General features: G+C 48.6%; 14 protein-coding genes. 7 read left to right on the top strand and 7 right to left on the bottom strand.

The window, feature by feature from the left end; genetic code table 11:
- Positions 1 to 37: 37 nt before the first annotated feature.
- Positions 38 to 1,729, bottom strand: a complete 1,692-nt coding sequence (locus MHI06_RS12790) for a DUF11 domain-containing protein (protein ID WP_340401705.1) — start codon at positions 1,727 to 1,729, stop codon at positions 38 to 40.
- Entirely contained in the window at positions 1,726 to 8,439 is a 6,714-nt protein-coding gene (locus MHI06_RS12785) for a hypothetical protein (RefSeq protein ID WP_340401704.1), read from the bottom strand. Before MHI06_RS12785 ends, MHI06_RS12790 begins: the two co-directional genes overlap by 4 nt.
- Before the next feature lie 233 nt (positions 8,440 to 8,672).
- Between MHI06_RS12785 and MHI06_RS12780 the strand changes: the two genes are divergently transcribed.
- Positions 8,673 to 9,803, top strand: coding sequence for a GGDEF domain-containing protein (locus MHI06_RS12780; RefSeq protein ID WP_340401703.1), 1,131 nt, complete (start codon positions 8,673 to 8,675; stop codon positions 9,801 to 9,803).
- A 124-nt stretch (positions 9,804 to 9,927) separates the two neighbouring features.
- On the opposite strand, the gene MHI06_RS12775 is transcribed toward MHI06_RS12780, so the two are convergent.
- Both MHI06_RS12775 and MHI06_RS12770 read right to left on the bottom strand, forming a co-directional pair.
- A complete protein-coding gene (locus MHI06_RS12775) occupies positions 9,928 to 10,449 on the bottom strand; it encodes a hypothetical protein (protein WP_340401702.1) in 522 nt (173 codons plus the stop codon).
- Between the two features lie 70 nt (positions 10,450 to 10,519).
- The gene (locus tag MHI06_RS12770) at positions 10,520 to 12,160 is read right to left on the bottom strand and encodes a diguanylate cyclase (protein WP_340401701.1); all 1,641 of its coding nucleotides are present in this window, start codon (positions 12,158 to 12,160) and stop codon (positions 10,520 to 10,522) included.
- A gap of 300 nt (positions 12,161 to 12,460) precedes the next feature.
- On the opposite strand from MHI06_RS12770, the gene MHI06_RS12765 reads away from it, so the two are divergent.
- Genes MHI06_RS12765 through mnhG form a run of 6 tightly spaced genes read left to right on the top strand, consistent with a single transcriptional unit; the run spans position 12,461 to position 18,369 of the window.
- On the top strand, positions 12,461 to 15,415 hold the full coding sequence (locus MHI06_RS12765) for a Na+/H+ antiporter subunit A (protein ID WP_340402105.1): 2,955 nt from the start codon (positions 12,461 to 12,463) through the stop codon (positions 15,413 to 15,415).
- Position 15,416: 1 nt separating this feature from the next.
- Entirely contained in the window at positions 15,417 to 15,755 is a 339-nt protein-coding gene (locus tag MHI06_RS12760; protein WP_062834059.1) for a Na(+)/H(+) antiporter subunit C, read from the top strand.
- Positions 15,748 to 17,226: a Na+/H+ antiporter subunit D gene (locus MHI06_RS12755; RefSeq protein WP_062834058.1), complete on the top strand. Its 1,479-nt coding sequence runs from the start codon at positions 15,748 to 15,750 to the stop codon at positions 17,224 to 17,226. Before MHI06_RS12760 ends, MHI06_RS12755 begins: the two co-directional genes overlap by 8 nt.
- Before the next feature lie 6 nt (positions 17,227 to 17,232).
- The gene (locus MHI06_RS12750) at positions 17,233 to 17,709 is read left to right on the top strand and encodes a Na+/H+ antiporter subunit E (RefSeq protein ID WP_340401700.1); all 477 of its coding nucleotides are present in this window, start codon (positions 17,233 to 17,235) and stop codon (positions 17,707 to 17,709) included.
- The gene (locus tag MHI06_RS12745; protein WP_017688855.1) at positions 17,709 to 17,993 is read left to right on the top strand and encodes a Na(+)/H(+) antiporter subunit F1; all 285 of its coding nucleotides are present in this window, start codon (positions 17,709 to 17,711) and stop codon (positions 17,991 to 17,993) included. The genes MHI06_RS12750 and MHI06_RS12745 overlap by 1 nt, the downstream gene beginning before the upstream one ends.
- Positions 17,977 to 18,369 (top strand): monovalent cation/H(+) antiporter subunit G, encoded by a 393-nt coding sequence (gene mnhG / locus MHI06_RS12740; protein ID WP_169481694.1) that lies wholly within the window; start codon positions 17,977 to 17,979, stop codon positions 18,367 to 18,369. The genes MHI06_RS12745 and mnhG overlap by 17 nt, the downstream gene beginning before the upstream one ends.
- Positions 18,370 to 18,501: 132 nt before the next feature.
- On the opposite strand, the gene MHI06_RS12735 is transcribed toward mnhG, so the two are convergent.
- The 3 genes from MHI06_RS12735 to MHI06_RS12725 form a co-directional block, all read right to left on the bottom strand.
- A complete protein-coding gene (locus MHI06_RS12735) occupies positions 18,502 to 19,674 on the bottom strand; it encodes a GDSL-type esterase/lipase family protein (RefSeq protein WP_340401699.1) in 1,173 nt (390 codons plus the stop codon).
- A gap of 529 nt (positions 19,675 to 20,203) precedes the next feature.
- Positions 20,204 to 21,334 carry an IS110 family transposase gene (locus MHI06_RS12730; protein WP_340401698.1) on the bottom strand — a complete coding sequence of 377 codons (1,131 nt, stop codon included), beginning with the start codon at positions 21,332 to 21,334 and terminating at the stop codon, positions 20,204 to 20,206.
- 160 nt (positions 21,335 to 21,494) lie between these two features.
- Entirely contained in the window at positions 21,495 to 22,514 is a 1,020-nt protein-coding gene (locus MHI06_RS12725) for an alpha/beta hydrolase family protein (protein ID WP_340401697.1), read from the bottom strand.
- Positions 22,515 to 22,579 lie beyond the last annotated feature (65 nt).

Below are 22,579 nucleotides of genomic sequence, written 5' to 3'. Positions count from 1 at the left end.
AATTCCTCAGGCAAGTTACCGTTAACCGTGTTACCCCCTATTCTTCACCATACTCTACAATGATGCTGTACTCATTCGATCGGGATTCACCTGCCCGTTTTTGTCCATTCCATTCATATGTGTACATGACGGTCAGGGCCCCTTGCAGCGTACCTGTCGGTTCGGAAGATAACTGCGCTACATAGGAGATGTTCCTTTCCGTTCCAGGCTCAATTCCCCCCACATGCAGAATCCTTGGCGTGGAATATTCCGGAATGCTCCATTGGATCTGACCCGCAGCTTGCCCAAGCCATTTAGCACCCTCAGGTAAAATGCCCCCCAATTGTACGCGTGCCGGCAAATTGCCCGTATTCGCCACACGTACCTCGAACGTGACCGTGCCTCCCTGCTCAACCAATGTCGGTTCCACTTGAACATAGGCCTGGATTATCGGCGTTTTCAACTCGACGATAGCTTCATTGGATCGAATCATCCGCTGCACTGACCGTGAATCGGGCAAGCGAAATGTATACATCAGGCTAGCATGATTCACATATCGGTATTGATCAGGGATCAATTCACCACGTTCTGCAAGTTTCGCCTCGAACTGAATATTAAGAACAGACCGGGCAGTCAACGTCCCCAGATTAAGCCCTTTGGCCAGATTGGTGCCAGGACGTTTAACCCCATTCCAACCCAGACTGCCTTCGACAAATGTCATACCTGTTGGCAATACATCCAGCAGGGTTCCATCCACCGCATAGCTGCTTGCATTGGAGATGGTAATATTATATCGGACGGCATCATCCCATGTGGCCGTCACCGGGAGTACACTTTTGACCACAGAGATCTGGGGTTGAATCAATTCCAGGATTACCTGATTGGAGTAGACCATTTCCTGCTGACCTGCCGAGATATACGTTAGTACAGCTACGCTTGATATTTCGTTCGTATCACTCCCCCCCACGACCTGAACGCGGTATTGTATCCGAACGGAACTTCCGGGCTCAATCTCCCCAAGCTCTATTCCGGTATCAGGCGTGACTTGTGGCGCGAACATCTCATTGACAATCACACTGGCAGGAATAAAAACAACCCCTTGAGGCAAAGCAATCGTTACCTGAGCACCCGTAGCTATAATAAAACCAGGATTGCTCACAATGACGGTGTACATAACAATGTCTCCTGAGAAAGTCTGGCCCCGCTCGGCTTGAAGGCTGACCTCAAGCCGGGAAGAAACCATGCTCACCTCCACCGTGTTGGATTTCTCCACACCTCTGACGGTCCTGCCCTCGGATGTTCCAAACTCATAGTTAACCTGAGCTTGATTGAGCAGCTTTAAGCCTGAGGGTATCCGCATGACCACGACCTGAAAGTGATATCGTAGAGTTGCCCCAGGTACGATCTCTGCAGGAGGAAGCCCACGCTCCGGTGATGCCCCAGGTAGGGGAATCCCGTCACGCAGTACACTATTTGGAAGAAGTGATGTTTCTGGAGATAAAGAATCCACCACATGAACGATAGCTGTACAATTGCCTGTGTTCACAATCTCGATCAGGTAGGTCAGGGACTGCCCCAGTGTAGCCACAGCTACGTTGCATTGTTTTTTCACTTCCAGCCTGGGCCCGACCCATGGAGTAATGACTGTATTGGAATACGCCACCTGTTCCAGTTCAGTCGTACCCGAGCTGAATCGAACCAACGACTGATTCTGAAGCCAGTGGGACAACGGACCGGAAGTCTGGCTCATAACACAACGACCTCTACTCGGAATGTAACGGTAACGGAAGCACCGGCAGCAATGGAACCGAGCGTTATTCCTGTATTCGGATTTCCGGTAGGTCTTGCCACGCCATCGACGATCACACTTCCGGTTACAAATACCGTTCCTGCCGGCACAGGGTCAACCATGACAACATTATTCACCACTTCAATACCGCTATTGGTTACGACAACCGTATAGGTGATTACATCGCCAACCACAGCATCAATGGCACTAGTGCTTTTGACAACAACAACATTTGGTGCGGATACAGGGATCACCAGCACGTTAGAAGATACGGTTCCTGTCAACAGACGGCCATCCGGAGGACTAAAGGTATAGTTGGCAGTGGCCTGATTGATCAGCTGCTGATTCTGAGGCAACGAATCCACGGTAACTTCAAGCGTAACCGTTACGTTCACCGATCCACCAGGCGGTATCGTACCAACAACAATGCCTGATTCCGGGTTAGCTCCTGGTTGTGGGACACCATCAATCAGAACACTGTTGGGAAGCAGTACAGCGCCATCTGGAATATTGTCCGTTAATGTTAAATCAGCTGCAAGATTTCCACTGTTGTTGATGGTAAAGGAATAAATGATGGTATCACCGATCGTTGCATTGGAGGTACTGGCTGTCTTCGTTAATGCAACGATTGGCTGATAGATCGGTGTGATAACGGTATTGGAATAGGCTGCTCCCGAAAAAACGCCGGACGTGAAACTTACGGAAGACTGACTACTCACTTGTGGTGGCGTTGGAAGTGAATTGACCCGAACCACATACGATACAGCTACAGATGCTCCCGGTGCCAGCGTACCAAGAGCAATACCAAGCGCCGGATTAGCTAAGGCACGCGGGACGCCGTCCACCAGAACACTACCTGTAACAAATGTCGTGGCTGGGCTAATCGGATCGGTGATCACAATGTTGTTGACAGGGTCAATTCCGTTATTGCTCACAACCATCTCGTATATGATCGTATCACCTACCACAGCATCAATGACAGGAGTGGTCTTCACTACGCTGACATTCGGAGCAGATACCTGAATGTTGAGTGCGTTGGACGTAATGCTGCCTCCCAGTGTTCTTCCATCAGGCAATGTGTAGGAGAAGGTGGCAGAAGCCTGATTGGTTATGGACTGGCTCAGAGGCAGCGTCACGATCACAACGGAGAACAGAACCGTAGTTGTTGTGGATACAACACCCAATGGGATACCCGAAGCCGGATCAGCACCTGGTGCTGAAGCGCCATTAATAATGACACTATTCGGTACAAGCTCCGTTCCAGCAGGGATGGTATCCGTCAATGTGACAGATGCTCCGTAGTTTCCGGTATTGGTAATGGCAATACTGTAGACCACCGTATCTCCCACAGTTGCAATGGCCTGATCTCCTGTTTTGACTGCTGCCAGAATGGGTTGGTACACCGGTGTTGTAATGGTATTGGAAAATGTGGTAGCAGAGAATGCACCGGATGTGAAACTCACGGTTGACTGGTTGTTCAAAACTGCACTTGCCGGAAGAGATGTGATCTGTACGCTAAACACAACCGTCACGGTTACGCCTGGTGCAATGGAACCGAGTGTTATTCCGGTTGATGGATTCGCACCTGGGCGAAGAACACCATCAACATACACACTACCTGCGGTAAGAATTGTACTTGCCGGCACCGCATCTGTAAAAATCACATTGCTAACACTCGCAATTCCGTTATTGGTTACGGCGATGCTGTAGGTTACGATGTCCCCGACGGAAACCGCTGTGGATGTTGTGGATTTGACCACAGCCACATCCGGTGCCGAAACCGAAATCGTAAGCACATTGGATATCACTGTCCCAGTAATATTCCGCCCGTCTGGCAATGTAAAGGATAACGCAACGGAAGCCTGATTCACGAGTTGCTGCGGGGTTGGCAACGTATCAATAACAACGGAAAACGTAATCGTGGTTGTAGCCCCGGCAGCCACATTGCCTGCGGGAATGCCCGTTGCCGGACTTGCAGCTGGTAACGGTTGACCGTTCACAATGACACTATTTGGAACAAGAATAGTACCGGCTGGCAGGTTATCCGTCAGATTGATTTGGGCTCCGTAGTTCCCCTGATTACTCACGTTTATCGTATAGCTAACCGTATCCCCGACGGTGGCATTTTGTGTACTTGCTGTCTTTTGAGCTGTAAGAATCGGTTGGTACACCGGAGTGACCACTGTATTGGAAAATGTCGTGCTTGAGAACGCTCCAGAGGTAAAACTGACCGTAGAACGATTGCTCAACTGTCCCGCCGGTGGAATCTCATTGACCCTGACACTGAACGTCACAGTCGCGGATGCACCAGGTCCCAGTGTAGCAAGTGATATCCCACCTGCCGGATTGGAACCAGGTTGAGCCACCCCATTCACGGTAACACTGCCTGTGTTGAAAGTTGCTCCAGCAGGAATCGGATCGGAAAATTGAATATTGCTTACCGGCGCAATACCACTGTTCGTAATTAGAATGGAATAACTGACTGTATCGCCCAAGGCTGCAGCAGTCGATGAAGTGCTTTTGACCACGGCAACGTTGGGTGACGAGACGGGAAATGTCAGTGTATTTGAAGTGGCTGTTCCTGTTAATATCCTTCCATCCGGAGGTGTAAATGTAAAGGATGACGTTGCAAAATTGCTGAGTTGCTGAGGCGATGGAAGTGAATTCACAACTATCGCAAATGTGACCACAACTGTCGCTCCCGCTGCTACAATACCGACCGGAATACCTGCACCTGGTGTTGCTCCCGGCTGTGGCACACCGGATACCACCACGCTGTTTGGAACAATAGTGGTTGCAGCCGGAATGGTGTCGGTCACCGTTACATTGGCCTCCAGGTTACCGGCATTGCTCACCGTCACGGTATATACCACCGTATCACCTACGGTTGCATTAGCTGTATTCGCCGTTTTGACAAGTGAAATCTGTGGCTGTATGACCGGAGTCTGTGTGGTATTGGACGATGATGACCCCGAAAATGAACCGGATGTGAAACTGACCGTCGACTGATTGTTAATCTGCGAAGGGATCGGCATAGTTATCCTCACCTCAAAAGTTACGGTTACTTCAGCCCCTGGGGCCAATGTACCGATTGGAATGCCGGCGGTCGGATTGGAGAGCGGGAATGAAGTCCCGTTCACAATGACACTTCCGGGTATAAATGGGGTGTTCGAAGGAAGAGGGTTCGCGTATACCACGTTGTTCACTGCTACTGTTCCGTTGTTACGAATGACTGAAGTATATCGAACAACATCTCCAGATACGGCGTAATCTAGATTATCACTGTTTACAATGCTTACATTTGGCAGGGATACGGGAATGGTGATTGTATTGGATGAAACAAAACCTGAAATATTCCTTCCGCTCGGAAGAGCGTAGCTATAGGATGCGATGGCCTGATTAATCAGCTGTCTTGCATCTGGTAGGCTTGTGACCGTTGCAAGGAAAGTGACTGTCGCAGTTGCGCCCGCGGCGAGTGCTCCCAGACTGATTCCAGCGTTTGGGCTGACTCCGGGTACAGGTGAGCCATTAATGATGACACTGTTGGTATTGAATATGGCTCCGGCAGGAACTGGATCTGTTAAAGTAACCGTCGCTGCAATATTGCCCGTGTTCGTAATCTGGATGGCGTAATTAAAGGTATCTCCCACGGTCAGACTCGTTGTGCTGGCCGATTTCACCACTTGAATGACGGGTTGAAAGATCGGCGTATTCACTGTCACAGATGAGGAAACACCATTAAAACTGCCTGACGTAAAAGCTGTACTCGCCCGGTTGCTGACCGAACCTGAAGCAGGAATGGCGGTCACTCTTGTCTGGTAGGTTACGGTTACGCTGCTGGAGCTATTCAATGTCCCCAAAGCAATACCCGAAACCGGGCTTGCATTTCTGGCAGCAGCTCCATTGATTGTGACACTCCCGGATACAAATTCAGACCCCGCAGAAGGCGTATCCGATAGAACCAGATTCTGAACTGCCCCACTGCCTGAATTCGTCGTTACAACCGTATAGGTAAGCACATCTCCTACAGTGGCATCTGCTGTATTGACTGTTTTGCCAATCGTTATATTCGGAGCGGAAGCGGGTATGCGAACGATGTTGGACAACGTGCTTCCTGACAGATTACGTCCACTCGGAAGCTGGTACGTATAACTTCCTGTTGCCTGATTCTCCAATGTTGGCGGGGACGGGATCGTCGTCAGTGACGTGCGAAATACCACCGTTGCGGACCCGCCGGGCGGGAGACTACCCACCGTGATCCCGGTTAAAGGGCTGACTCCCGGTCGCGCTGTCCCATTTACAGTAACTGAATTGGGAATGAACGTAAGCCCTGCCGGAATCGTATCCGTCACGTTCACCTGTGCTGCTATGTTTCCGCTATTCGACACGAGCAGGGTATACGCAATTTGATCTCCCAAAGTCGCGTTGCTCTGACTCGCAGACTTGTTAATTGTAATTACAGGTTGATATACAGGCGTTGTGATGGAATTCGAGTTAGAGATCCCCGTGAATGTCCCTGAGCTATAAGATACGACAGCCCGGTTGACGAGCGTAGCCGTGCTAGGCAAAGACTGCACATTGACCTGAAATGTTACGGTTGCTGAGCTTCCTGCCGTTAATGTACCAAGGGCTATACCACTGGCCGGATTAGCTGCCGGTACACTCGCCCCCCTGACAACCACACTTTCAGGCACAAAATTCAGACCCGTCGGTAGACTGTCGGTTAGGACTACGTTACTAATCGTTTGTATGCCGCCATTCGTTGTAACCACCGAATAGGTAAAGGTCTCTCCAACAGCAACATCTGTTACTGTTGCATTTTTCACAACGGATACATTCGGCAAAGTTACCGGAATCGTCAGTGTGTTGGACGCCACCGTACCCGTTATGGTGCGTCCGTCAGCCGAAATAAATGAATATGGAGCCGTAGCCTGATCCACCAACGTAGGCGGTGTAGGCAGGTTTGTGACCAGCACTTGAAAGGTTACCGTGGTTGTGCTTCCTGCTGCAAGACTTCCCAAATTAACCCCTGTAGCCGGATTGGCTCCTGCAATAACCGTTCCGTTCACGCGAAAACTTCCGGCAACATAGGTGCTGCCGCTTGGAATATTATCGGATATCGTAACGTTAGCCGCCACGTTTCCTCCATTAACGACTTGAAGTGTATACGTTACCTGATCTCCGACGGTAGCGTTTGTTGTATTTGCCGATTTCACAATGGACAGGTTAGGTGAATACACAGGAAGTGTAGAGTTATTCGACGGAATGACTCCTGTGATGACTGCACCACCTGCAACGCTTTGAAAGGTAAATGCTGCATTTGCCGAATTGACGAGTTGAAGGATACTTGCATCACTAGCGATTAATGCGCGATAAGTAACGACAATACTAGTGCTTAAATTTAATGAACCCAGTGGTATGCCTGCGGTTACATCCAGCGTTGGACGGGACACCCCGCCCACTGTGACACTGCCTGGAATGAAAGTTAGACCCGGTGGCAAAGTATCTGACAATACTACACTGGCAGCACTGGCTGTACCTCCATTACTAATCGTTGCCGTGTACAGGACGCTGTCTCCCGCGACCGCTCCAGTCGCCACAGAACCCTTGGCCACTGTAATTCTGGGTGCGTTGATATCAACTTGTATCGCATTCGCGTTCACAATGTACGCGTCACCCGAAGTGGTTAGCGTCAGTACTGCCGAGGATTGATTGTTAATCAGTCTTGCAGACACATCCACATTGGTAATATCCCAACCTTGACGACCGCCAACAATGTTCGAGCCTGGAGCTCCATTGGTCTGATTTCGTGTGCCAAACGTGCCTGTTGTGTTAAGTGCTCCCGTATCTCCATTGATTTGGGAGGCAAAAAAGTTTGCTGCCAGATTATTCGGTCCCGATAAGGCTACTGATGTCGCCGAGGTGGGTCCGAATAACGCCTGATCTCCTGTCCGATTCGCGTCACCCTCCTGGGCACTGAACAGTGCTCTTCCTCCAAGTGCACCGGAGAGGGGGGTTGCGAATCCTGTCAATGTTGTTACTACCGGTGGTGAAGTAGATTGCACCAGTACGCCCCCTGCACGCAAAGACATGTTGCGAAAAGGGAGATTGGGATTCTGATAAATAACCCCAAGTGTCCACCCCGCATGATTGGCCGTGGAATCACTCGGAATAACAATAGTCCCTACCACTGCTCCGGTGATATATGTACCGGCTCCCCCGCCTTGTACAAGTGTAGTCACATTGGCGGAACGTACATAGCCAGCACCACCGCCCCCCAGATCAAATTGATTGTAGGTCGCCGGGTCGGGTGTAACACTGAATGAACCTGCAGGGGTGATGAACGTTACCGGATTGTTGATCGCCGCGCTCAGATTGACAGTTCCATTGATATAACTTCCGCCCCAGATTAATTCCGCATACAGAATCGTGCTCCCTGCAGGAAGCACAAGACTCGCGGCGGAACTATTGCTCTGGTACAAACTTGTAGTTCCCAGCGGATACGTTCCGAAACGCACGTCTGCGTTGGTCGTCGAGAACGCCCCGATGCTGTCCTGCGTACCAGGCACCCCTACCGTATCGGAACGGCTCAGGCCCAGCGTATTGCCCGTAAACGTAATTGCCCCCGTAGCGTTGACGGTTGAACGAACGACAAGAGGAATGGAAGTCACCTCCCCTTCAGCAAGAATTACAATCCTATGAAACGGAGCCTATTATTAGTCTATGACGCTCCCTCCGAAATTTGTATGTCCCTTTTCGGAAAGTTTCTGTTCTCTCTGTAATATAATGTAAGCTTAGTTCTCATGCTCTAAATATAATGATTTGCGTTTTGTTCATTGTGATTTATAATTATCATATACGAGAGAATTCTGTCGTACCATTATGATGCAGTCAGCGGTGATATATGAAGAGTTTCCATACGCACAATAGCCACATTCCAACAGAATACGAGTTCAAGCATTCCAAATGGATTAAAAAAATGCTCCATGCCTACTGGGTTGTCATCAGTGCACATTTCGCCATTCAAGTGGGCTGTTTCCTGTTTCTGGAGTATGATCGCGCACCTGCAGATTTCATGATGAATGTCCTGTTCTGGCCTACGGCCATTAGCAGTTCTTGCATTTTGATCGCAAGTTGGGTTGATCGGCGCTTCAGTTCATATTCCTTCTATGCCATGTCTGTAGCAAGCACAGTTATCGCCTGGACGATTATTCATGTCAATTATGACATTCGGATTATATTAGCGATCTGCCTGTTACCTATCTTCGCTTCGGTTCTGTTCTTCAGCAAAAAGAGAGTCTGGATAGTCTTCCTGATGCAGATGATGGGTTATCTTCTGGTTCTGTTCGACCCAGCCTATCGATCCTACCTGTCTTCATTTGACATGGTATCCATTCCGGCTTTTCTAATCCTTGGTACATATGTAGCACAGGTTATCGTAACCAGCGGAGTCGAAGTGCTGGACGACCTTCAGGCAAGCATGCTTGCCAAACAGGACCTTATTGTGCGAAACGCCATTATGACCAAACAGTCCAAAACAGACGGTTTAACCAACCTCTACAACCAAAGCTCATTCAAGGATTATTATGAAAAAGCATTTGAGTACGCCAACAGTGGCATGAGTATGCATCTGGCTCTAATCGATATTGATGATTTCAAATCCATTAATGACACGTACGGTCATCGGGTTGGAGACATCATTCTGGAGAAAGTGTCATTGATCATTCAGGAGACGATTACCTCAAGTGATATTGCAGCACGCTACGGTGGCGAAGAGTTCGCCTTATTGATGTTTGAGCAATCCTTCGAGCAGGCTTACGCCCTGGTGGAACAGATTCGTCAGAAGATTGCCCTGATGGGTCATCTGGAACTTGAAGGAACTTCCATTACGGTAAGTATCGGTCTCAAAAGCTACAGTCCCAATCTGAGCAAAGACAAATTGTTCGAGGAAGTGGATGCCTGTCTGTATCTCGCCAAACGAACAGGTAAAAATAAAACCGTAACGTCACTTGATCTGACTTCGTCCTTCGTTTGAAAATCATAATAAAAAAAGTTGTGCTGTACACCGGAATTACGGTTGTACAACACAACTTTTTTTGGTTTTCTTATGATCACCGAGCTGATGTTTTTAACTACATCCACATTGTAATTTTATACCTTCATTCCGCCCATTCCCAGCGATGACGATTTTGCTCCAACCTAGGATGCAGATCTCCGGACGATCCGTCAATGATGAGACGCAGCTCTTTGATCCAATCTTTGAAGGAATCAAACGAAGCAAACATATTCGCCATCTCTACCGTCAAATAAAGAAAGTGAGGGGCAGGGTATTCCGCAGTGATATGGCGCAGCGCGCTATCCACAGGCGTATATTTCTTTCTCTTGCCCTCCAGTCCCTCTACACGTATACGTGAGGTTGGATGTTCCCGCCGCCAATCATGCAGGCGGTCTTCTCTTTTGTAATAGGCTTGTATCGTATCCTTGCTCATTCGCTTAAACGTACTTTCGTGTAAAGGATACAGAACGAGCTGTACGAATGAACGGGTATCCACTGTTGCAGCGGCGCGTTCGAGTTGCTCATCGGTCACATGTTCGAACGAGTCATAAAAAGTCAGTGTGCCTTTGCGACTGGCCGCAGGTGGCTCATAACCGTAAGGTACCGATGTATATTTTCCAGACATGTCACCCCTCCTAGTCTATATACAGAATCGTACAAAGGTGATTGGATATCTCAGCTAATATTATTATACGCTAATGCCCCTGCTTCAAATCGGAATAAAATGTCATTCTATTCTTACCTGCACGTTTGGATTCATACAAAGCTTCGTCCGCCATTCGGATAATCTCACTTGGGTTGTTGCTGTTGGTCGGATATTCGGCACCTCCGATGCTACATCCAATCCGAATTCGCTCGTATTCAATAATAAACGGCTTGTTCAGACTTTGAATGATGGCTTCTGCATATGCGCTGGCTTCCTCCCTCGGATGACTTCCAACAGACCGAAGTACAATCAGGAATTCATCTCCACCCAACCGGACCGTTATGCCCTTCTCCTGACCAAGAGCAGATAGACGTTGGGCCACCTTCTGAAGGAGTACATCTCCAGTCTGATGTCCAAGTGTATCGTTGACACGTTTGAATCCATCGAGATCCAGATAGAGGAACGTCAGGGTGTGATTTTCACTTTCGGTCTCCAGTGACTCTTCCAGATACGCTTCCAGGGCAGTACGATTCGGAAGACTAGTCAACTGATCAAAATGGGCCAGATTCTGCATCACGACCAGCTCCGAGTCTTTATTCGTAAGAGAGGTCACCATATCCCGTAGCGAACGGGACAACACTTCAATCTCCTTAATCCCTTTATTCTCGGGAATCTCAAGAGCGTCTCCTACTTGCAGTCGATTGGCTACCCTGGTAAGACGTACAATTGGGGCAGAGATCAGACGAGAGACATACCAGCCAATAAGTGCAAACAGCACGGTAACGGCAAGTCCTGCCCACACATTAAACCACATGAGGTCAAAGACAGAAGCAAGCGCAGTTGACTTGCCTTGACGAATAACTACGGTCCATCCTAATCCGGGATAATCCAGATGACCCTGACTGTAAGCAAACCCTGTCACATAGTCATTCCCATCAGGCCATTCTTCAATCGACCAACTGCTTTTGTTACGCTGGGCCTCTGCGATACCCGGTAATATCAGCGGTTTACCGATCCATTCCTTAGGCCCCAGCAGTACGGTATGTTCATTTTTGCTCACGATAAAGAATTCAATGTCCTTTTCCTCTCGCTTCAGCGGAGCAAGCACCGATTCCTCGACTTCTTTCGCCCAGGCCCAGCTTAAATGTGCAGCGAGCACACCTTGAATATGACCTTTGCTATCCTTCAGCGGAAAACTGATATCGACAAATTGTAACGGCTCTCCCGTTGGATTCGGAAGCAGCTTGGCAAGAAGTACTGCATTATGCACATCTCCAATAAACTTACCCTTGATTCCCTCCTGATACACAGGTCGCTCGGATAAATTTTCACCAAGCAAGATGCCATCCGTCGCAGCTAATACTTTTCCCTTCGGGTCCATGAATCCAACCCATGAGAATGAGGGAAAGCTATCTTGTAGCTGATCCAGCAACATCTGAATTTCAGATGGTTTAAATCCATCTTCCAGCGCAGCCATGCGGCCCAGCAGGTCCAGTTCACCCGCGCGAGCGGACATAAACCGATCCAGCTTGTCCGATGCCTGGGAGGCCGTGCCTGTAAGGGAGTGACCAATCTCAGTCTCTACAGCAACAAATGACTTTTGGCTAAAAATAGATCCAATCGTCAGGGTAACCAGCAAGGATAAAACAGCGAAGATAACTGTAAGCACGGTTCTGATTTTGAATGACATTATTTCCTCCATTACACGGTGAAACCATCTTGCTTCTCAACATAACTATGCTGCAAAGGGTACACGGGATGTCACCTAATCGTTTTCATATTTATCGGATCTTTTGTGTTTTTTCATTATACATGCCCATACAATATTATACTGAAATCTTCACCGTGTTTCTTCCATTCAAAGAATAGACACGATTCTGTATATACATACTTGGGTTATGAATATAGAGAGCAAGCATATCCTTTGAGGATCATGCGCCTGTATGTCACAGAGAGAGTCGTCGAAATACTAAACATTGGGGGTGTAATGTTGAGCCTGCTTCATGTTGCTGTTATTCTGCCTTTTGCCGCTGGCATTCTTCTTGCCACGCTGCATCGTTTCTTCCGTAAATTACATTTGGGATGGCCGGTTCTCCTTGTCCCGGCACTATTATTTGTAACCTTTGCGAGCCTCATACCCGCTGTGTCCCAGCGCAACACCGTATCCGGAAATATCCCATGGATTCCTTCACTGGACATTGGATTTAACTTATATCTGGACGGTCTAAGCCTGATGCTGACACTGCTAATCACCGGAATCGGTGTGCTCGTTGTGCTCTACTCCATCTTCTACATGGATATGAAAGAAGCCCTGAACCGCTTCTACCTGTATCTGTTGATGTTCATGGGAGCCATGTTGGGCGTAGTGCTGTCTGATAATATGATCGTGCTATACGGATTCTGGGAATTGACCAGTATTACGTCATTCCTGTTGATTGCATTTCATTACAAACGTAAAGCCTCGACTTCAGGAGCACAAAAATCATTCCTGATTACGGTATTTGGCGGTTTCGCCATGCTTACCGGATTCATGATGATGTATCTCATTACAGGAACGTTCAGTATTCGTGCAACCATTGCAGGGTTGGGACAGTTTCAGGAAAGCGCACTATTTCTGCCAGCGCTTGTCTTGATCCTGATTGGAGCTTTCACCAAATCAGCCCAATTCCCGTTCCATATCTGGTTACCGGATGCCATGGAAGCTCCTACACCAGTGAGTGCCTATCTGCACTCAGCCACCATGGTCAAGGCCGGACTGTACGTTGTGGCCAGGTTCACACCGATCTTCGGTGGACAGGGACTCTGGTTCTGGCTGGTCACTGGCGTTGGTCTTCTGACTTTGTGTTATGGATCATTCCTGGCGGTGAAAAAAAACGATCTCAAAGCGATTCTCGCCTATTCGACCATCTCTCAACTTGGTCTGATCATGTCCCTATTCGGGGTTGGATCTGCTGCTCTCTACTTCGGATATGGCGAGTCCTCTGCGATGTACACCGTGGCGATAACCGCTGCGCTGCTTCACCTGTTTAATCATGCGACCTTCAAGGCCGCTCTGTTCATGGTCGTAGGCATCGTCGATCATGAAACGGGTACACGTGACATTCGGAAGCTCGGTGGACTTGCTTCATTCATGCCAATTACATTCACCGTAGCACTGATCGGCTCACTTGCCATGGCGGGGATGCCGCCGTTCAACGGATTCCTGAGCAAGGAGCTATTCTTCCAGGCGATGGTCGAAGTCACGCATCTGCGAATCTTTGGACTTGGTTCCTGGAGTGTTCTACTGCCGGTATTCGCTTGGCTTGCAAGTGTGTTTACCCTGATCTATGCGCTTATTATCGTGTTCAAAACATTCCTCGGTCGTAGCCAAAGCGAGATCCCTGCCGAGAAGCTGCACGAAGCGCCCGCCGGTATGCTCATTCCGCCCGTTGTTCTCGGTATTCTTGTCATCATCTTCGGACTCTTTCCGAACCTGCTGGCCGGATCACTGATCGAACCGGCAATGGCCGCTGTGCTTCCTTCCCTACTGAATGGGAACGAGCGCTTTGATGTACATTTCTCTCTGTGGCATGGATGGACTCCGGAACTAATTATGACCATCGGAGTCGTGATTCTGGGAATCACTCTCTACAAGCTGTTGCCACGATGGAGGAATATTTATGAGCATTATCCACAAGGATTAACGATTAACAATATGTACCATGTCGTACTCGATAATCTTCAGCATTATGCACGTAAATGGACGGAAGCCTATATGAATGGCTCGGTTCGTAGTTATCTCGTTTATATTTTCTCATTCACAGTTGCCTTACTGGTCTATGCCTTCTTCCGTTCAGGCGAAAATATTACCTGGAATCTGCAGGGCAATGCGCCCTTTTCATTCTATGAAGTCGTACTGTTAGTCACGCTCATTGGTGCCGCGGTGTCGATTCCATTTGCCAAGAACAGACTGTCAGCAGTCATTATGACCGGAGCGGTTGGTTACCTCGTAACCCTGCTGTTCGTACTCTTCCGGGCACCGGATCTGGCACTTACACAGATGATTGTTGAGACGGTATCTGTTGCACTGTTCCTGCTCTGCTTCTACCATCTGCCTGAACTGCAACGTGGCAAATCAAGCCGCAGATATCTCACGGTGAATATGATCGTAGCGATTGCAGTCGGGGTCGTGATGACTTTCGTTGCATTAGCTGCAAGCGGAACCGCATCACTGGAGAGCATTTCTACCTTTTTCCTTCAGGAAGCGTATGACTCGGCCGGTGGTAAAAATGTCGTAAACGTGTTGCTGGTAGATTTCCGTGGCTTCGATACGTTATTGGAAATCATGGTGCTGGGCGTTGCTTCATTATCCATCTATTCCATGATTAATCTGAACCTTGAAGCGAAGGATCTCGGAGCCCGATTGAAGTTCCGCAAAAAAGAGGAAAATCAGGATTCCGAGTCTGATCTGGATGATGAAACGGACAATACGAAAAAGTATGGTAACCGGGAACGCAGCTCATCCTCGTGGGATACTGTACCCTTGCAGAGTAATGATGTATTGCTGCAAACGACCACCAAGGTCGTTGTGTTCATCATACTGACGTTTGCCATGCACCTGTTCTTCGCAGGACACCACAATCCGGGCGGAGGCTTCATCGGCGGCCTGGTCACAGCGGCAGCGCTCGTATTGATTGCTCTGGCATTCAGTACAGATACGATACGCAAAGCGTTGCCCGTTGACTTCCGTATTCTAACAGGAATCGGCTTGGGTATAGCCTTACTTACGGGCGCGGGTTCATTTATATTCGGAGTACCGTTCCTCAGTCAAACCTTCGGCTATTTCGAACTTCCTTTGCTGGGAGAGACAGAACTTGCCACGGCCATGCTGTTCGATCTTGGCGTGTATCTCGCTGTCCTGGGTGTCACCATGACCATCATTCTACAGATCGGGGAGGATCGCTGATATGGAAATATTGATGTGTGTAGCCGTTGGCATTCTGTTTGCGGTTGCCGTCTTTTTAATCTTGTCGCGGAGCCTGCTCCGAATCGTACTTGGTATGTCCATACTAACCCATGGCGTGCATCTGTTGTTGATCACCATGTCACGTCTCAAAACCGGGTCACCACCACTGCTTGGGGAGATGGCTGAACGTTATGTCGATCCACTTCCACAGGCGCTGATATTAACATCCATTGTTATTAATTTCGGACTCACTGCGTTCTTCTTCGTTCTCTCGTATCGCTCCTATCTGAAGCTGAGAACAGACGATATGGAAGAAGTAAGGGGGCGCCCATATGAATAATCTCGTCGTCCTGCCGATTCTGTTGCCATTGATTACAGGTGTTCTGGCCCTTCTGTTTTTCCGGAAAACGAACATCCAACGGATCATTAGTGTCATCGGACTTTTATTCACCGCAGCAGTCTCCACGATACTCATTACACGTGTGGCTCAAACTGGAGTTCTAACGCTTAATATGGGTGGATGGGCCCCTCCCTATGGTATTGTGCTTGTTGCGGACATGGTATCGGCGTTGCTTGTCGTCGCCGCTTCCATCATCGCACTGGCGTGTCTGCTGTATGCGTTCCGCAGTGTGAACAAGGAGCGGGAAGAGCATCACTTCTATCCGTTCTTTCATTTCCTGATTGCGGGCGTTAACGGTTCATTCCTAACCGGAGATTTGTTCAATTTGTTTGTCAGCTTTGAACTGATGCTCATCTCTTCTTATGCACTGATCGTATTGGGAGGTACCGAAAGACAACTGCGAGAAACGATCAAATATGTCTTGATTAACATCGTCTCTTCAGCACTGTTTGTCGCTTCCATCGGCTTCCTCTACTCCATTACTGGCACACTGAACATGGCGGACTTGTCCGTCAAAATTGCTGAGGTGGGACAGAGCGGGGTCGTTACCCTGATTGCCGTACTCTTCCTGATCGTATTTAGCATCAAGGCCGGACTGTTCCTGTTCTTCTGGTTGTCCGGCTCTTATGCGGCGCCACCTGCAGTCGTCACTGCATTGTTCGCAGGATTGCTCACGAAGGTTGGCCTGTACGCGATTGTGCGAACATTCACACTGATCTTCTATCATGATCCTGATTTCTTCCATGCACTGATCGGGTGGATGGCAGGTGCCACGATGGTTCTTGGTGTCATCGGTGCGATCTCATACCGCGATGTAAACAAGATTCTCATCTACAACGTGGTCGCAGGTGTAGGGTTTGTCGCTTTCGGTATGGCCTCGGCCAGTCGTCCTGCACTGGAAGGTCTGCTCTTCTACATGCTGCATGATATGTTGATCAAAACATTGCTCTTCCTGCTCGGCGGTGCCTTGATCGCTGTTGCCGGAACATCAAAGCTCGACAACATGGGTGGGCTAATCCATCGTTATCCGTTGCTTGGTTGGATGTTCTTCATTAGCGCACTTGCCTTGGCAGGCTTGCCTCCATTCAGTGGTTTTCCGGGTAAGTTGCTTCTCTTCGAAGGTGGCTTGCAGGCAGGCTTGTATGGTCTGACCGGTATAGCGGTGCTCTCCAGCTTGTTGATGTTATATTCGGTACTGCGCATCTTCATACAAGCGTTCTGGGGCGAACCGCCTGCGGGGGTTACAAGACGCCCTTACGCGGTGAACGGCCTGCTGATTCCTGCCGGAATTCTGTTTGTATTCATCATCGTAATGGGTGTGGGGGCTGAAGGCATGTTCCAGTTGACCTCTCGCGCAGGCGATATTCTACTGCATCCCAATATTTATATTGATGCCGTATTGAAGGAGTAGATGTCTATGGCCTTTCAGATTGTACTGAATCTTATCATTGCCTTTGTATGGATGTTTCTGAACAATGCCTGGAATGGTGTTGGTTTTCTCATAGGTTACCTGCTCGGACTGCTTCTCATCGGGGGGATGCGCCGATTCTTCCCCCAGCGCTTCTATATTGTGAGAGTCTGGGCCATCATCAAACTGATTAATTTGCTGTTCAAGGAATTGGTGCGTGCCAGCATTGAGGTTATACGCCAGATTATCAAGCCTAAGCTCGATATACGTCCAGGTATTTTCACATATAGGACTGAATTGTCCTCGGATTGGGAGGTCACCCTGCTCTGTCTGCTCATCTCATTGACACCAGGTTCCCTGCCGCTTGAAATCTCGGGCAATCAACGCAAACTATTTATTCACGCACTGGATATTAAGGATGAACAGAAACTGAGAGATGATATCCAAAACACATTCGAAAAAGCAATTATGGAGGTGACGCGTTAATGTTATCCTCACTGTTGTTCATCTCATTGCTCATTCTCTCCTTAGCCATTCTGGGTTGCTTGTACAGAGTGCTTCGGGGACCATCCATGGCTGACCGGATCACGGCACTGGATACGATCGGTATCAATGTGATTGCCATCGTTGCCGTTCTGTCGATGATGCTGCAAACCCAGGCCTATCTGGATATCATCTTGCTGATTGGTATTTTAGCTTTTCTAAGTACGGTGGCATTTGCACGTTATATTGAACGGGGGGCGGTATTCAAAAATGATGGAGATCGTTAATGTAGCCGCTGAAACAGCCATAGGTCTACTCGTACTGCTCGGTGCATTGCTTAGTGCACTCAGTGCGTTCGGACTTATTCGACTGCCTGACGTATATCTGCGAGCCCATGCCGCAACCAAAAGTATGACGCTTGGCGTGTTCTGTGTACTAAGCGCTACGTTTTTCTTCTTTTGGTACTTCGACAACTATATTAGCGCACGCTTGTTGCTAGGTATCCTGTTCGTATTCATCACGGCTCCCGTCGCCGGACACCTGAACGGACGGGCCGCCTATCGCACAGATGTGCCACTGTGGGAGCAAAGCGTTCAAGATGAACTGGAACCTTTGTTAAAAGGTAAAAAGGTGAACCATGAGGCCAAGGATATGATGGAATAATCCTAAGCCTAGGTATAACGAATACCCCGAGGATCAACCGCTCGTTTTGCGGTATGTTCCTCGGGGTATTTTTTTATTTTCATACACGGATCATATCAAACCTGGATCATGCAGGCAGATTTAATTGCATCGTCAGAAGCCATTCAGTCCCTGTCTTCTCAGATCCTCGGCAACAATGCGCGCAAGCTGTGCAGCACCTTGACGATTCGGATGCAAACTATCTCCTGTCATATACAGAGCAAGTGTTGCCGCCGGACCAATGGACGTGAAATAAGCGGAACTTAACTTATTCAGTTCAACAAGTGTGACTCCTTCTTCCTGAGCGAGTGCACGGGTGGATTGATTGTACCAGCGGTTCTCCGCTTGATGCACATTGGCGGAATTGAAGTCCGTTGCCCGCCCCTGAGGCGTGGAGAGGATGACCGTCGCTCCTTTATTCTTCACCTGGCGTACCATATCCCGCATAATCTCTTTGAACTGAGTCTCCGTTGTATTGTTCTTGGCATTGGTATCGTTAATTCCAAATTGCAAAATGAAATAATCTCCTGGCTTGATATACTTCAGAATCGCTTCCATCTGACCATCATCGCGGAAACCTCTCGCAAATTGACCACTTGATGCCATATTTCGAACCTGGAAGGTGGCATTGTTCACATAGGATGGAAATAGCTGTCCCCAACCTCCCTGTACACTGCTGCCAAGCGGATAGTAATTGCACACCGTTGAGTCGCCACCAATGTAGATCGTGCGATTGGTCACGGCCTGATTGGATATTTTTCGGATTTCGAGAGCACTAAGTGTGAAGGCGGTGCCTGTCTTTCCTTCCGTAACCAGCAGGTTTAATTGCCCGTCAGTCACCGGAATTTGAAATTGGTCCGTCGCCCCGTTGCCCGTCATATTGATAATCTGGTATACACCTTCTGCAGCCACACTCGCTCTGGCTGTATTGCCCAGAACCACTTTGACCTCATAGAGACCATTGGACAGATCCACATTGAAGGTATTGGTGCTCTTCGTGCCAAATGTCAGAAACTGTACAGCATCACTCATAACTCCGCTTCCAGAGGCAGACACATTTCTCATATTAGCAGGTGTGTTGAAACCATATCCTTTCGTCGCAGTATAGCCGTCTCCTGCGGACACACCTGTGTAACCGCTCTCAACTGAACCCGAGCCAAAATCAAATCTGTAATTGTCCGTTGCCGCTTCGGCGATGTGCCCTCCACTGCTTCCCAGACTAATGCCGATCGTACTTGCAAACAGAACAAGAGATAGTAGATATTTTACGGATGTTGACCATTTCATCACTGAATTCTCCTCTCGAATACACTACGAAGACAGAATAACCTTCCAATCGCTGTTATCCCCAGATTTTTCGATTCCCTTTTCTCAAGGGAAAATCCGGTGATAGCGTATGCTTTCGAAATAGCTTTCTTGCAGAAAGCTTGTAGCTTCGCTTTTTCAGATTTTTTCTATCTTCTCCGTTATCATGTAAATGATTAGTTCAACTGATATGAACGAAAATGTCAAAGGCGCCTTAAGAAACTCCTTTCACAGCTCCGTTTTGAAGCAAAGTTAAGGGCTCAGCCCCGAAGGTGAAAACGGCTCGTTGACGTTGAGCAATCTGATATTCGTGGATTGGTTACCACATGTAATCCCTACGTCGCGCAGAAGCTGCCGGATAAACTTAAATCGCGAGTTCGGAGCCAAGAGCTCTTATCGCAAGTTGAACGCCGTGGATTCTTCTGCTACGTGTTTTCCTTTCACCTTCAAGGCTCAACCCTCCACATGAAAAACCGTTTCCTTTTTAAACGAGGTTTTAAGAAAGAGGGCACTACGTCGTTTGATTTGCAACGCGCTGCTGGGTTTCGATCTGAGAAGCAATTGCCCAAACAAATCCGCTGAGTTCTCTTGCAATTGCGGTAATGACTTTATTCTTGTTCATGCCCCGGGAAAGGAGCTTTCGATATTTTTCGTGTAAACGAACCTGAGCGTGCCAAGCCATGGCACACACTTCAGCGTTCTGACCCTGTTGTCGCTGCAGCAATTTCCCTTTCAAGGCAGGCTGATACCGATAGCTCCAGGCAGCCTCAACAGCAGCTCGGCGTACATGCCGATTGCCTGCTTTTGTTGTGGCTCCTCGACGCGTCGTTTGCCCGGTGGAGTACTCGCTGGGAACGAGTCCGGTGTAACTCATAAACGAACTCCCTTTTGGAAACCGAAGAAAACTACCGACTTCTGCCACCAGCGTGATCGCTGTGATTAGAGCCACGCCGCGCAAAACTTGTAAAGCGGTAATGAGGGAAGCCCGTGGGCCACTCTGAGCTTCTTGAGCCATGTATTTTTCCAAGCGTTCTAGGCGTAGCATCTCTTCTTGAATCGTATGAATGTATTCCTGAAGAACTGTCTGCTGAACGGCATTAGGAAGACGCAGCACCTTTAACCAGGACCAATATTTCACCGACCAGCGACGAACCCCTTCGGGTCCAGGAATACTATGGCGAAGAAGGAACTTCGTTAAACGATGTTTAGCGCGAAGCAGATTTTCCTTACTATCTTCCCGGGCACGAACTAAATCGCGCAAGGCTTCATCCGCTTCGGTGGGAACGTAGACAGCCTGTAGCTCACCTGAACGAAGAAGTTGTGCGAGCTTTAAAGCATCCCGCCGATCCGTTTTCACCCGGTCGCCTGGACGAGAAGGGATAAGCGACGGAGCAATCACCGAACAGGAAATGCCCATCTTTGTAAGCAACCGATACAATGCGTAGCCGGTAGGACCTGCTTCATAACAAATTTCAAGTGAGCTACCATCCTGAGTCAAGGTCTGAATAAACTTACGAACCGCTTTTTCTGTATGGGGGAACATCCCGATAAAATAAGCAGGCTCACGGCCCTCGTTCGCGACAGCAACGGCAATTTTTTCTTTAGATACGTCTAAACCCACATATTTTGTGACAGACTTCATTGTATAGCTCTCCTTTGCAATGTGGCTCTGTTTTTAGGCAGTCCAGTTTGGATTTGGTTTCTTTACTGGGACAGTATTGCCAAGATAACCCACGGTTTTGCATAAAGGGGAGCTCATTTTCGTTCATAATAACTTATATAGATGGTAATAACCCTCAGTTTCACAGAACTTGGTCAAGCCAGTCATAGGCTTTCGCTCCGCTAATCTCATGTCCACCTATAAAGAAATCTGCATCTAGCGATTCTTCTGCTCCGGCTTGTTCATAGATATGTGTCAAACGCGCATACGCCTCTCTTGCTGTATGAATTGGGAACACCTGGTCATCACTACCAGCTTCTATAAAGAGTGGCCTAGGCACAATCAGACCGATGATATCCGGCAACTCCGCTTCACGCAGGATACCTGGCATATAGTTGTCCAGACAATGGTTCCGATCCAGTATGCTACCCTGGAATGAACTTGCATAACCACTCACGACAGCTGCACGGAAACGTTCATCCAGTGCGGCTGTAAATGCGGTCACCAGTCCACCGCCCGAAATGCCCATGCTTCCGATTCGCTCCGAATCCACTTCATCCCGACTCGATACATAATCCAGTACACGCGTTGTTTCGTATACTCTATGCCCAGCTAGAGTCTTCCCCACCATGAGCAGATGCGCAGCGATTTTCGTACAGGAACTTGTCCCTGGTGGCGCATCGCGATCCTCTTCCAGTCTTCGATCACCAAATCCGAGCAGCTCTGGAGCTGCAACCACATATCCCCGCTTCACAAGAGCTACTGCAAAATCCTTGTGCAACCCAGGCTCTCCTGTCCGTGGTGACCCATCTGGTTCCATGCCCGATATCTCTCGGCTACCGTACCCATGTCCATGACAAGCAACGATCGCAGGTCTCTTCACATCAGTAACGCTTACATCGTTTGGAATCAACATGTACACAGGCATGCGAAGTCCTGCATAGGTCGTGATCTCTACCCGCTCGCGGATATAACCGTCACATGTAATGCGCTCCAGTAATACAGGATTGAGCGCTGCTGGCATCGTTGGAAAACCGCCCAGTCGTTCTTTCACACTTGTACGTAACTGACTGCGCCATAACTCCATAGGTTGATCTGCTTGATACGCGGAACGACCACGAAGATTCGTTTGTTGTTGCAGATAGGCTTCTATATCCGACATTGCCCTGTGTCCCTCCTGTTTTTCGTAGGATAACGTAGATATAAGACTGTCATATGGAATTAATC

Origin of the sequence: Paenibacillus sp. FSL H8-0079 (genome assembly GCF_037991315.1) — a bacterium.
Lineage (GTDB): Bacteria > Bacillota > Bacilli > Paenibacillales > Paenibacillaceae > Paenibacillus.
The sequence above is the reverse complement of the archived record's forward strand: the minus strand, read 5'-3'. Positions and strand labels throughout refer to the sequence as shown.